This is a genomic window from Cognatishimia sp. WU-CL00825, from assembly GCF_040364665.1.
Lineage (GTDB): Bacteria > Pseudomonadota > Alphaproteobacteria > Rhodobacterales > Rhodobacteraceae > Cognatishimia.
The window spans coordinates 35341-47884 of record NZ_BAABWX010000005.1; the positions used below are offsets into that span (position 1 = coordinate 35341).

The window sequence follows — 12544 nt, forward strand, 5'->3', positions numbered from 1 at the left end:
TAAATCTAGGCAACAGACGCACTGGTCACAATGCGTCAAGCTGCATCTATCAAGCTTTGAATGCCCTCTAACATGGCCTTGGCCGTCGGGACAGAAACAATTAATCGCGATCGTGTGTCCAGATCAACAACCTCTTTTGACACAGCGCCGCTCATCAGTATCAAGTGAATTGGTGCTGAAAACGGCCCCATGTCTGCAAATATCCGCGCCGAACGCGGCGAAAACAGGGGAACAATCACCGGCGCTTCCCCGGTCAGTGCAGCCGAGGCTTTGGCGGTAAGCTTTTGCGCAATCTGCTGATAGGTCACAACATCCTGTATGGGTATGCCCAAATTCGAAAGGCGTTGCGCCAGTTTGCCGCGGCTGTGCTCGCCTCGGAAATGCACCAATGGGCCTTGTAAGGCCTGACCTTTAATCAATTTCAATAAGGCTTCGACGTTTCCATTGGCCGATATCGTTGACCAACCCGCCTTTTGGGCCTCTGATGCTGTGCGGTCACCCACGCACCAGGCAGGGACATCTAAGACCGGGCTATGGCGCACCGCATTGGCCGATGTAAAGATGGCACCGGTCACGTCAGACTGATCAAAGATCGAGGGCTTGGACACCACTTGAATAACCGGGGCTTGCAGGATTAACCCGTCAAACCCAACTTGGCGCAGCGCCTCGGCAAACTCAGCTGACTGCGCCCTAGGGCGCGTCAGGATAACGAGTGGTTTGGTATTTGCCATCAGCCTCCCCATTGTTTGCTGCGCCTTACGGTGTTACCTCCGCTACTATAACCGCGCAATGGCAATGAGTATGACACGCACCCTTACAATATTGGGATTGGAAAGCAGCTGCGACGATACATCTGCAGCGATCCTTCGACAAAAAGGCGATGCACCCGCCGAAATTTTGTCAAATGTGGTCTATGGCCAAAGTGATTTGCACGCTGCGTTTGGTGGTGTTGTGCCTGAAATCGCCGCGCGCGCCCATGCCGAGAAATTGGATATTTGCGTCGAAGACGCTTTGATGGCAGCAAATGTTTCGCTGGACAGCATAGATGCCGTCGCGGTGACTGCCGGCCCCGGTCTGATTGGCGGCGTTCTGTCTGGCGTGATGTGCGCCAAAGGTCTGGCTGCGGGTTTGAATATTCCGCTCATAGGTGTGAACCATCTGGCCGGCCACGCGCTAACCCCGCGCCTGACGGATCAAGTGGCTTATCCTTACTTGATGCTTTTGGTTAGCGGCGGACATTGCCAGTTTTTGATAGCACGCGGTCCAGAAGATTTTAGCCGCATCGGTGGCACAATTGACGATGCGCCGGGCGAGGCCTTTGACAAAACCGCCCGGCTGCTAGGCCTGCCACAACCCGGTGGTCCATCGGTGCAGTCTGCTGCCCTAGATGGCGATCCCAAAAGGTTTGCCTTGCCGCGCCCTCTGCTTGATCGCCCGGGCTGCGACATGTCGTTTTCTGGATTAAAGACCGCTTTACTGCGCGCACGCGATGCCATTATCGCCGAAAAAGGCGGGCTCACTGAACAAGATCGCGCTGATCTTTGTGCGTCTTTTCAGGCGGCAGTTGTAGATGTGGTCGGCAAGAAAACGGCGCGTGCGATCATGCAATACTTGCGGGAAACGCCCGACACGCCGCTTTTGGCTGTGGCGGGCGGCGTTGCTGCAAACACTGCCATTCGGGCTGAATTAGAGTCTGTTTGCCAGACACATGGCACGCAATTCACGGCTCCTCCGCTGAAACTGTGCACGGATAACGCTGCGATGATCGCCTATGCAGGCCTGGAACGCTTTAAGGCGGGCAAGCAAGACGATATGCATTTGACTGCGCGGCCCAGATGGCCGTTGGACACCCGCGCGCCTGCCCTCTTGGGAAGCGGTAAAAAAGGAGCAAAAGCATGACAATTGGCGTTGTTGGAGCTGGCGCATTTGGCACATCGCTCGCGATTTCCATCGCCCGAAGCGGCGCCCCTGTTGTGCTTTGGGCACGTGACGAAGCGACAGTTAAGTCTATCCAAGAAACGCGCACAAATGCGGCCCGTTTACCCAACATTCAAATCCCCGAAAATGTTGTCGCCACAAGTGATCTATCGGACTTAACCGATGACGTTGTGCTGCTTTCCGTTCCAATGCAACGGCTGCGGGAGGTTTTGAACAACGCCCCATCTTTGCAGGGAAAAACCCTTGTGGCGTGCTGCAAAGGCATCGAGCTAACGACCGGACTTGGTCCGGTTGCTGTTATTTCCGACTGCATGCCCTCTGCCACGCCTGCAATTCTAACCGGTCCAAGTTTTGCAAGTGACATCGCTAAGGGCTTGCCAACCGCGCTTACGTTGGCCTGCAGCGATGCGCAGGCTGGCTTGGCACTGCAACAGCAATTACGCGCACCAAACCTGCGCATATACCGCACAACCGATACCATTGGTGCTGAACTTGGCGGGGCCTTAAAGAACGTGATCGCGATTGCTTGTGGTGCGTCTGATGGGGCCGGACTGGGCGACAGTGCCCGTGCCTCGGTGATGACGCGTGGCTTTGCAGAAATCAACCGAATGGCTCTAAAACTGGGTGCACTACCCGATACGTTGGCCGGACTTTCCGGCTTTGGTGATCTGACCTTGACCTGCACATCAGATCAATCACGAAACTATCAATTTGGTCATGCGTTGGGCCGCGAGGTTCCCTTTGATGTTGCCATAACCGTTGAAGGGGCAGCCACAGCCCGCGCCACTCTGGAAAAGGCCCGAAAGCTTAATATTGAAATGCCTATAACAGAGTCTGTTGTGGCACTACTTGACCAAAAACTTAAGGTACGCGAGGCTATGACCCAACTGCTCGCTCGCCCTGCAAAAGAGGAATAATCATGCGTTTTGCCCTAGTCGCCAAAGACAAACCGAATTCACTGGAAGTGCGGAAAGCCAATCGCGACGCACATGTGGCTTATTTGAAATCATCAGATGCCGTCGAAATGGCCGGCCCCTTTTTAGATGAAAATGGCGAGATGTGCGGATCTTTGATTGTTCTGGAAATGCCTGACATGCAAGCCGCCCAAGCTTGGGCCGCCAAAGACCCTTATAAAGCTGCTGATCTGTTTGCCAGCGTCGAAATCACGGCCTGGAACAAGGTGATCGGATAATGCGTTACTGGCTGTTCAAATCCGAACCATCGACCTGGAGCTGGCAAAACCAGATCGACAAGGGCGAAATAGGCGAGGAATGGGACGGCGTGCGCAACTACCAAGCGCGTAACTTCATGCGCGAGATGCAAATCGGGGATCTTGGGTTCTTTTACCATTCTCAGAAAGAAAAATCAGTGGTTGGTATTGTCGAGGTAGTGGCTACTGCCCACCAAGATTCGACAACCGACGACGCCCGTTGGGAATGCGTGGATATCAAAGCCGTGCGATCATTGGCGCATCCAGTTGGTCTAGACACCATCAAAGCTGACCCGCGCTTAGACGATATGATCTTGGTGCGAAACTCGCGGCTGTCCGTGCAACCCGTCAGCGAGACTGAGTGGACGATCATCACGGCGCTTTCGGAAAAACCTAACTAAACCGACCCAAGGAAATTGGGCATTGCAAAAAACCAAGATGGACAGGAGAAGATTATGGAAGTTGTAAGTGTAATTGCCGCAGCGATCACAGCCTATGCGTTTGGCGCAATTTGGTACATGACGCTGGCAAAACCTTGGATGGCGGCATCAGGTGTCGAAGTCGGCGAAGACGGACGTCCCGCGAATTCAGCCAATAAAGTGCCTTATATTGTTTCAATCATCTGTCTGATCGTAGTGGCAGGCATGATGCGCCATGTGTTCAGCCTTGCGGGCATCGACACAGCCGGCAAAGGCGTGCTGGCTGGTCTTGGGATCGGTCTGTTTCTTGTCACACCCTGGGTCGCTACAAATTATACCTTTGCTGGTCGTCCAAAAGCATTGATCTTCATTGATGGTGGGTATGCCACCATTGGCTGCACAGTGATGGGTTTGGTGCTCACTCTGCTCTGATTTTCCAGGCCCAAATTGCGGCCCAAAAATAGTCTAACCTCTAAAATGAACGAGGGTTCCAAGCTGTACTGCACCGGAACCCTCGTACCCCACGTGCTCCCTACTCACCACACGCGTATTTTGAAAGGTTCGGCCATCCTAGCCTGTTGTCTAATTTGTAAGGCAAAAAAGCACCTCAGAGCAAATGGCAAATGCTTATAATCAATTGCGAATTTGCATCGAATTGCTAAGCGCCCGCGTGATTGCCAGCGGGCGCTGCAGGTGTCAGCCGTAAATCGACTCTTTGCTAAAATGCTTTGTCAGCATGTAATACACAACCGCGCGGTACTTATTGCGCTCAGAGCGGCCATAGGTTTCAATCACTGAATTGATGGCTTCCATCAACTGAGGACCATCTGCCAAGCCTAATTTCTTGATAAGGAAGTTGTTCTTTACAGTTTCCAGCTCCGCGGCTTGTGTCGCCGCCACAGTGGACGCATCTGCGTTATATATCGCAGGACCACATCCAATGGTCACTTTCGTCAAAAGGTCCATATCCGGCTGCATGCCACATTTGTTGCGCAGGTCATCCGCATATTGCGCGATCAAGTCGTCGCGTTTTCCCATGGTCACTCTCCCAGTCACAAATTACGGGGAAAATTCCCCTTACTCCGAAACTTTAGGGTCAAATTGTCTGATCACAAAGGAAAAGATTTACCAGTTTTTCCCCGCAAGTCGCGTCGCAAGGGCAAGGCAAGCAATTGCGCCCGCCAATCTCAGCTTTGAATGCGCGTCACGAGCGATGACTTACATGTAAAAAGGGCCCCGATATCCGAGGCCCTTGTCTTTGATGATCTAGGTTGATCAATATCGATAGTGCTCTGGCTTGAACGGCCCGTCTGGTGTCACTCCGATATAGTCGGCTTGTGCTTTATCCAGTTTGGTCAGCTTGACGCCGATCCGCTCCAGATGCAGCCGCGCCACTTTTTCATCCAAATGCTTTGGCAAAATATACACGTCGTTTTTGTATGCCTCGCCGCGTGTCCACAGCTCGATCTGCGCCAGAACCTGATTGGTAAAGGACGCGGACATAACAAAGGAAGGGTGCCCGGTCGCATTGCCCAGATTTAACAAACGGCCTTCGGACAACAGGATGATACGGCTGCCTGACGGCATTTCGATCATGTCCACTTGATCCTTGATGTTTGTCCATTTGTGGTTGCGCAAATTCGCAACCTGGATTTCATTGTCAAAGTGGCCAATATTGCCAACAATCGCCATGTCTTTCATCGCGCGCATATGCTCGATCCGAATGACGTCTTTGTTGCCGGTCGTGGTAACAAACAGATCCGCAGTATCGACCACGTCCTCTAGCACCACCACTTCAAAGCCATCCATTGCAGCCTGCAAGGCACAGATGGGATCAACTTCGGTGACCTTGACGCGCGCACCAGCGCCGCGCAACGAAGCAGCAGAACCTTTGCCAACATCGCCATAGCCACAGACCACGGCCACTTTGCCGGCCATCATTGTGTCTGTTGCGCGACGAATGCCATCTACCAAGGATTCTTTGCAGCCGTATTTATTGTCAAATTTCGACTTGGTGACTGAATCGTTCACGTTGATCGCCGGGAAAGGTAAATTACCTGTTTTCACCAATTCATACAGACGATGCACGCCAGTAGTGGTTTCTTCAGAAACACCTTGGATCATCTCACGCTGCTTGGTGAACCACCCAGGGCTTGCCTTCAGGCGTTTTTTGATTTGTGCAAAGAAAGCAACTTCTTCATCGGATGTCGGCACCTCAATCAGATCGGTTTCACCGGCTTCAACCCGCGCCCCCAACAGAATGTACATGGTGGCGTCGCCGCCATCATCCAGGATCATATTGCAGCCGCCTTCTTCAAACATAAAGATGCGATCCGCATAGTCCCAATACTCTTCAAGAGTTTCGCCTTTGATTGCAAAGACAGGCGTACCGCCCTTTGCAATGGCTGCTGCAGCATGATCTTGGGTAGAGAAGATATTGCAAGACGCCCAGCGCACATCCGCGCCTAGAGCAACCAGCGTCTCTATCAATACAGCTGTCTGGATTGTCATATGCAACGAGCCCGCGATGCGCGCGCCCTTTAGCGGTTTGCTCTCGCCATATTCGGTGCGCAAAGCCATCAGGCCCGGCATCTCTGTTTCAGCGATGTCGAGTTCCTTGCGGCCGAACTCCGCGAGAGAAATGTCTTTTACAATGTAGTCTGTCGGCATCTCGCCGTGCTCCTTGCCACGTGTAATCATGGCTCAGATAGCACTGCCGCGCCCTATCGACAATGGCGGGTTATATGCGAGCGAGTTTGGACCTTAGCTTTTGACGCCTTCGGGCACCTCTTGGACTTCATGTTTAAAAAAGTCGGTACCAACGGCAACGACACATGAAATGCCTTGGGGGTTGGTTAAGATCACGGTGAACGTGCCTGTTCTTTCTGACGCCCAAACTTCTACCATTGTCTGAACGGCCTGGCTGCCTTGCAGTCCACTTGCGGTCAAGGCCTCGGAATACTTGCTTTGCAGCCGATCTACGACCGTTTCACGCAAGCCACAATTTGCAGCATGTGCCGGCGGTGCCGTCGCTGCCATGCCGAACAAAAGTCCGGCTGCCATCAATCTTTTGAACATAACTAACTCCTTCTCATGTGGTCAAAGATTTGAGAGGGAGGCACGCAGGGAGGAAGCATTGTGCCCCCCTCGCATTATATATCGTGATCTCAAGAAGAGATTTCAAAGCACAGCGCTTCACAATCTCGTCGGCAACATTGATCTCGATGCCTTTAGCGTGCCGCCAGATCAAGTCAATTTCAAGGCAAAATCTTGTATATTGGTCAAATTTATGACACAATATGTGGCAGATGTCACGGATCCCCCTCTGTGATATGCGAAAGAAAGCGTTCGATTTGCCCCGGTTTTCGGGTCCAAGAATTTTTGTGCAAATCATAAAGTTGCATTGCATATCGCCACGTCCTGAACAAAACTCCGCAAAATGCAAAAACAAATCACAGGCTTATTATGGCGCGCGCTTGGCAACGAATGCTTTCTGGTCGCAGGCTTGACCTGTTAGATCCTACCCCGGTTGACGTCGAAATCGAAGATATCGCGCATGGGCTTGCTTTTGTGGCCCGCTGGAATGGACAGACCCGTGGCGATTATGCCTATTCGGTCGCAGAACATTCAATCTTGGTAGAAAACCTTTATGGCCGCCTTTATCCGAAAGCCCCAATAAAATGGCGTCTTGCAGCCCTGCTGCACGATGCGCCTGAATATGTGATTGGCGATATGATTTCCCCTGTCAAAGCCGCGGTAGGTCCTGGTTATGAAGCGCTGGATGCACGTTTGGTCGCCGCCATTCATCTTCGGTTTGGCTTACCGGCGTCTTTGCCCAAGACCATCAAGGCCCAAATCAAGCGCGCGGACAAAATCAGCGCCTATATGGAAGCGACCCAAATCGCGGGGTTTTCTGAAAAAGAAGCGGCCAAATTCTTTGGCAAACCCAAACCTGAAATTCAGGCCGGGTTAGAAATTACGCTCAGACCACCAATTGAGGTACGAAACGACTTTACCAAGCGTCACAATGCGCTTTTGAAAGACCTAAAATGACGCAAACCCTTATCCGCCAAGCTGGCAGTATGGATTGTCGCGCGATATCTGACTTGCTGAACGAAGTCATCGAAGTCGGCGGGACCACCGCATACACAAACGCTGTCACTGCTCAATACGTGCACGCAAAGATGCAATCAGAAAAGCGAAACGCCTGGCACCTGGCTGAAAACGAAACAGGTGATATTTTGGGATTTCAGTGGATTGCGCAGGCTGATTATTTGCCAACGGATGCTGCCGAAATCGCGACGTTCGCGCGTATTGGCAAAACAGGTCTGGGCATCGGCAGCAAACTTTTTGAGGCCACAAAGGCCGCTGCAATATCACTGGGATACACTTGGATAAATGCGAATATCCGTTCGGACAATTCAGGCGGTCTGATCTACTACCAGTCTCGTGGCTTCGAAGATTATGGCACTCAAAAAGGCATTAAGCTTGCTGACGGTTCAATCGTCGACAAGGTCTTAAAGCGGTTCAATCTTTGAACATTAGCGTGGCGACCGTTTGGCCAAGATGCGCTGCAGTGTTCTGCGATGCATATTTAGGCGACGTGCGGTTTCTGACACGTTGCGATCACATAACTCATACACCCGTTGAATATGTTCCCAGCGCACACGGTCAGCAGACATCGGGTTTTCTGGCGGCGGCGGCAATTCACCTTCCGAAGTCAGCAAAGCATTGATGATGTCCTGCGCATCTGCTGGCTTTGCCAGATAATCTGTCGCGCCGATCTTAACGGCCGCAACCGCAGTGGCGATGGCTCCGTAGCCTGTCAAAATAACAATACGACAGTCTTCGCGCTTATTCTGCAAAACCTCGACAACATCCAAACCGTTGCCATCTTCTAGTCGCAGATCAACAACCGCATAGGCCGGTGGGCGCGCGGTTGCTATCGCACGGCCTGCGACCACTGAACCGGCGGTTTCAACTTCAAACCCACGCTTTTCCATCGCCTTGGCGAGACGACGCAGAAACGGTTCATCGTCATCGACCAACAACAAAGATTTGTCGGGGCCGATACGGTGCAAGTTGTTTTCCGCCATGAATGCCCTTCTCCGAAACACTTCAGATTTTAAACGCTTTTATCCCGCTCGCACACGCCCGTCAAACAGACGCATGGGATTTAGCTTTTGTTTGCGTAGCAACTGACGGTGTCCGCGATTTGCTCTGGTGTTGTTTCACGTCGGAAATATTCAACAAACCCGTGCTCGGGCAGGACCAAATAAGTAAAAGTTGAATGATCTACGAGATAATACTCGTCCTCTGCGTCTTGCTTTTTGTAATACGTCTTATAGGCGCGTGAGGCGGCTTTGATCTGCGCTGTGGTTCCGGTCAAACCAATCATTTTGGGATGCAGATAATCTGTGAATTCCTTCAGCACTTCTGGCGTGTCACGTTCTGGGTCAATGGTGATCATTGCAGGTGTCGACATAACGCCACGCGTTTCAAGCAATTCAACCGCTTCTGCATTGCGCGCCGTGTCCAAGGGGCACACGTCTGGGCAGAAAGTATAGCCAAAATACAGCAGAGTCGGCTCTGTAATAACATCCTGATCCGTCACCGTTAGCCCATCTTCGCTGACCAACTCAAAAGGGCCACCAATTGCCCCGGCACCGCCCGCGACAGTGCTCGAACGACACTCTGCGAACTGATCGTCCTCAGAGCCATTTGTGGCATACCAAATCCCACCCATTAGGGCGATCAAGGCAACGGTGGACACAGCGGCAATCGCACGGATCATCGGAAGCTCCTTTAACAACTGGTAAAACTCAACGCGAGACCTAGGCCCCTCTTTCACGCGTGGCAAGGGTGCGTGTCATCACGTTGCAGCAAACGCGCCAATCCATCGCAGGCATTTGTCTATTTGCCGTTACCAGCCTAACAATGTCCTACCCAAATGCGTGGAGCCAATATGACCGACCTTTCTACAGATCTTTTGTCCGGCCAAACGCGCAGCAACTGGATTCGCCTGCGTACGATCACCATGGTGCGCTGGATTGCCGTGGCTGGGCAAATAATCGCGCTCATCGTTGCGCAGCATTTCTTTATGCTCCAACTAAACTATGCGCTGTGTTACTTGGCCATTGGCGTGTCTGTCTGTGCCAATCTGATCGGCACATTTGTCTTCCCCGAAAACAAATTGTTATCCGAAACTGAAAACGCGGGCATGTTGCTGTTTGATCTTTTGCAACTTTGCTTTCTGTTGTTTCTCACAGGCGGCCTGCACAATCCATTTTCAATCTTGGTAATCGGGCCAGTGACAATTTCAGCGGCGACGTTGACGGTGCGATCGACCATTACGCTGGCGACGGTTGCGTTGGTGTTGGTGGGTCTGCTCGTGCAATTTCATCTGCCTCTGCGCACGACCGAAGGGTTTACACTGCGGATCCCTAATATCTTTCTTTACGGGAATTTCGCGGCGATCACGATTACAATTGCGTTTTCGTCAATCTATTCCAGACGCGTGGTCTCCGAGATTTCTTCAATGTCCGAGGCTTTGGCCGCCACCCAAATGGCTTTGGCACGTGAACAAAAACTTACTGATCTTGGCGGGGTGGTTGCAGCGGCGGCGCATGAATTGGGCACGCCCCTTGCAACCATCAAGCTGGCGAGCGGCGAATTGATGGAAGAACTTGACGCCGAAACAGAGCTTTATGAGGATGCCGCGCTAATCAAAGCCCAAGCCGACCGCTGTCGTGACATCTTGCGATCAATGGGGCGGGTCGGAAAAGACGACTTGCAATTGCGGCGCGCGCCCTTGTTAACACTGATCGAAGAAGCCGCAGAGCCGCATCAAAATCGCGGCAAGAACCTGCGGTTTATCGAAGATATCACCCAATCATCTGTCGGCGAAGTCCCAATTGTTTTACGCCGCCCGGAAATCGTACACGGCATTCGAAACTTGATCCAAAATGCCGTCGACTTTGCGCGTCAAAACGTTTGGGTAGAAAGCGATTGGGACGAAACTCAGATCACTATTCGGATTATGGACGATGGCAAGGGGTATCCTCCGCATTTGATCGGCCGCATCGGCAATCCGTTTGTGCGCAATCGACGCAGTGAAAGAGACCGAAAACAAAGACCGGGATACGAAGGCATGGGACTTGGGCTTTTCATCGCCAAAACGCTGTTAGAACGCACGGGTGCCAAACTTAAGTTTGCCAATGGAACAGATATGCAGGCAAAAGGTCTAAAAAACTATGAAGGTCGTGGGGCTATCGTAGAGGTAACTTGGCCGCGCGACAGGTTCGAAGCCCAAAATGCCCAACTGGTGCCCACAGCGCAGAATCCAAGGTTTGAAAGTGAATAGACGCTAACTTCGTTAATTCCTCATTAACAATTACAGGACACACTCCAATGAAAATTGGAGAAACCAATGCTCGGAATTCAAGCTGTGCCGCTTGGTTGGATTGCCCTGTCCGTCATCGGCGCAACCCTTGCAGGCTATTTCATAGCACGCGGACCAAGGCTCGTGCTGCCCGGTATTTTCAAGCAGAAAATCCCAGCCCCCTGCCCACGTTTGGTTTTTCTATTTGAACGTGGATGTCTTGCCGACGCCAGCCCCGCAGCGCTGCAATTGATGGGTCAAAAAAAACTGCAACATCTCTCTTGGGACGATATCAACACATTGATCGCTGAACGTGTGCGCGACCTGCCTGCGGTCTTGGGCGCGGTGGGACAAAGCGTTCAAATATTCCCCAAAACCGCGCGTTACGGAGAGGCACAGGTGTCATTGGAACAATGGCATGAAACAACCCGCGTTGAATTGCACAATTGGCCTGAAACCCACAATTTGCGGCAGCTAACCGTCATTTCAAATTCTGAATTGGCAACGTTAAGACATGTGGCCCATCAAAACCCAGTTCTGTGTTGGCGCACCGACCAATCAGGTCAGGTTCTTTGGCAGAATGATAAATGTCATGAATTGTGTAAAAAGCACCAAAATTCGCTGTTACTTGGCATGAATGCCTTACTTGATCTCGCAGCCGAGCAATCAGGATCAAAGACGAGGCGCGCAGCCATTTCGAATGAGGAAACAGAAGCCACGCTTCATTTTGACATCAACCAGCACGATTTAGGCGACGGCTTTCTGTATTTCGCTCAGGACGTCACTGCCATCGTTAACGCTGACCGCGCGCGACAAGATTTTATTCAAACCCTCGGCAAAACATTCGCACAAATCTCTACGGGGCTAGTGATCTTTGACAAAGATCGCCGGCTTGTTCAAATCAATCCCGCTCTGATGGATATGCTGAAGCTCGCGCCCGATTTCTTGTCGAGAAAACACACGTTGCAAAGCTTTTTTGATTACCTGCGCGAAACACGCATGATCCCGGAACCGCGTAGCTATGCCACCTGGCGTAAAAAACTAACCAACCTGATCCTAGAGGCCAGCCACGGGACATTTACCGAAAATTGGCAATTGCCATCAGGGGCGACTTACAAAGTGTCCGGGCGGCCGCACCCCGAAGGCGCTATCGCGTTTTTGTTTGAAGATATCAGCGTGCAATTGTCGCTCACGCGGCGAATCAACACCGAAATTGAGCACAGCCAGGCCATCCTGGATTGCCTTGAGCAAGCGGTGGTTGCAGTCAACTCTTCCGGTCAAATCACCTTTACAAACCAAGCCTTTCGTACCCTTTGGTGTGTTGATCCTGACAGCAGTTTTGCGACCTTTTCTATGCGAGATCTAACAGCCTTGTGGAAAACCGAATTCAGTGACAAAAATCTAGCTAAACTTTCTGAATTTGTTGCAGCCAATGGGCGTCGTCAGAATTGGAATTTTGCCTCTGGGTCCAAAGCTCAGCGCAGGCTTAGGGTCTATGTGTCTGCTTTGCCGTCCCAAGAAACATTGATCCGCTTCAAACTCGCGGATGTAACCCCATCTATGTCAGCAGCGAAAACCCCCGCTTAGTAACGCTTC

General features: G+C 51.8%; 15 protein-coding genes. 9 read left to right on the forward strand and 6 right to left on the reverse strand.

Annotated features, from left to right (window positions below; all coding sequences use genetic code 11):
- Nucleotides 1-35: 35 nt before the first annotated feature.
- Complete coding sequence (locus tag ABXG94_RS14815) at nucleotides 36-731, reverse strand: uroporphyrinogen-III synthase (RefSeq protein WP_353535508.1); 696 nt, start codon at nucleotides 729-731, stop codon at nucleotides 36-38.
- Nucleotides 732-801: 70 nt separating this feature from the next.
- Here ABXG94_RS14815 and tsaD point away from each other — a divergent pair, with 70 nt between their 5' ends.
- Genes tsaD through ABXG94_RS14840 form a run of 5 tightly spaced genes read left to right on the forward strand, consistent with a single transcriptional unit; the run spans nucleotide 802 to nucleotide 3999 of the window.
- Nucleotides 802-1899 (forward strand): tRNA (adenosine(37)-N6)-threonylcarbamoyltransferase complex transferase subunit TsaD, encoded by a 1098-nt coding sequence (tsaD, locus tag ABXG94_RS14820; RefSeq protein ID WP_353535509.1) that lies wholly within the window; start codon nucleotides 802-804, stop codon nucleotides 1897-1899.
- Nucleotides 1896-2855 carry an NAD(P)H-dependent glycerol-3-phosphate dehydrogenase gene (locus ABXG94_RS14825; RefSeq protein ID WP_353535511.1) on the forward strand — a complete coding sequence of 320 codons (960 nt, stop codon included), beginning with the start codon at nucleotides 1896-1898 and terminating at the stop codon, nucleotides 2853-2855. Before tsaD ends, ABXG94_RS14825 begins: the two co-directional genes overlap by 4 nt.
- Nucleotides 2856-2857: 2 nt before the next feature.
- Nucleotides 2858-3130, forward strand: a complete 273-nt coding sequence (locus ABXG94_RS14830; RefSeq protein WP_353535513.1) for a YciI family protein — start codon at nucleotides 2858-2860, stop codon at nucleotides 3128-3130.
- Nucleotides 3130-3549: an EVE domain-containing protein gene (locus ABXG94_RS14835; RefSeq protein WP_353535514.1), complete on the forward strand. Its 420-nt coding sequence runs from the start codon at nucleotides 3130-3132 to the stop codon at nucleotides 3547-3549. The genes ABXG94_RS14830 and ABXG94_RS14835 overlap by 1 nt, the downstream gene beginning before the upstream one ends.
- Before the next feature lie 54 nt (nucleotides 3550-3603).
- Nucleotides 3604-3999 (forward strand): DUF1761 domain-containing protein, encoded by a 396-nt coding sequence (locus ABXG94_RS14840; RefSeq protein WP_353535516.1) that lies wholly within the window; start codon nucleotides 3604-3606, stop codon nucleotides 3997-3999.
- Between the two features lie 264 nt (nucleotides 4000-4263).
- Here ABXG94_RS14840 and ABXG94_RS14845 read toward each other — a convergent pair whose 3' ends face one another.
- The 3 genes from ABXG94_RS14845 to ABXG94_RS14855 all read right to left on the reverse strand — a co-directional run bounded on the left by ABXG94_RS14845 (nucleotide 4264) and on the right by ABXG94_RS14855 (nucleotide 6645).
- Nucleotides 4264-4605, reverse strand: a complete 342-nt coding sequence (locus ABXG94_RS14845) for a DUF2853 family protein (protein ID WP_353535518.1) — start codon at nucleotides 4603-4605, stop codon at nucleotides 4264-4266.
- A gap of 237 nt (nucleotides 4606-4842) precedes the next feature.
- Nucleotides 4843-6237: an adenosylhomocysteinase gene (ahcY, locus tag ABXG94_RS14850; protein ID WP_353535519.1), complete on the reverse strand. Its 1395-nt coding sequence runs from the start codon at nucleotides 6235-6237 to the stop codon at nucleotides 4843-4845.
- A 93-nt stretch (nucleotides 6238-6330) separates the two neighbouring features.
- Nucleotides 6331-6645: a hypothetical protein gene (locus ABXG94_RS14855; RefSeq protein WP_353535520.1), complete on the reverse strand. Its 315-nt coding sequence runs from the start codon at nucleotides 6643-6645 to the stop codon at nucleotides 6331-6333.
- Between the two features lie 387 nt (nucleotides 6646-7032).
- On the opposite strand from ABXG94_RS14855, the gene ABXG94_RS14860 reads away from it, so the two are divergent.
- Together ABXG94_RS14860 and ABXG94_RS14865 are read left to right on the forward strand one after the other, a co-directional pair.
- The gene (locus ABXG94_RS14860) at nucleotides 7033-7620 is read left to right on the forward strand and encodes an HD domain-containing protein (RefSeq protein ID WP_353535522.1); all 588 of its coding nucleotides are present in this window, start codon (nucleotides 7033-7035) and stop codon (nucleotides 7618-7620) included.
- Nucleotides 7617-8105 (forward strand): GNAT family N-acetyltransferase, encoded by a 489-nt coding sequence (locus tag ABXG94_RS14865; RefSeq protein ID WP_353535523.1) that lies wholly within the window; start codon nucleotides 7617-7619, stop codon nucleotides 8103-8105. Before ABXG94_RS14860 ends, ABXG94_RS14865 begins: the two co-directional genes overlap by 4 nt.
- Nucleotides 8106-8108: 3 nt before the next feature.
- On the opposite strand, the gene ABXG94_RS14870 is transcribed toward ABXG94_RS14865, so the two are convergent.
- A complete protein-coding gene (locus ABXG94_RS14870; RefSeq protein ID WP_353535525.1) occupies nucleotides 8109-8663 on the reverse strand; it encodes an ActR/PrrA/RegA family redox response regulator transcription factor in 555 nt (184 codons plus the stop codon).
- A gap of 80 nt (nucleotides 8664-8743) precedes the next feature.
- Nucleotides 8744-9361 carry an SCO family protein gene (locus ABXG94_RS14875; RefSeq protein WP_353535527.1) on the reverse strand — a complete coding sequence of 206 codons (618 nt, stop codon included), beginning with the start codon at nucleotides 9359-9361 and terminating at the stop codon, nucleotides 8744-8746.
- 171 nt (nucleotides 9362-9532) lie between these two features.
- Between ABXG94_RS14875 and regB the strand changes: the two genes are divergently transcribed.
- Both regB and ABXG94_RS14885 read left to right on the forward strand, forming a co-directional pair.
- Nucleotides 9533-10930, forward strand: a complete 1398-nt coding sequence (regB, locus tag ABXG94_RS14880) for a sensor histidine kinase RegB (RefSeq protein WP_353535528.1) — start codon at nucleotides 9533-9535, stop codon at nucleotides 10928-10930.
- Nucleotides 10931-10996: 66 nt separating this feature from the next.
- Entirely contained in the window at nucleotides 10997-12535 is a 1539-nt protein-coding gene (locus ABXG94_RS14885) for a PAS-domain containing protein (protein WP_353535530.1), read from the forward strand.
- Nucleotides 12536-12544 lie beyond the last annotated feature (9 nt).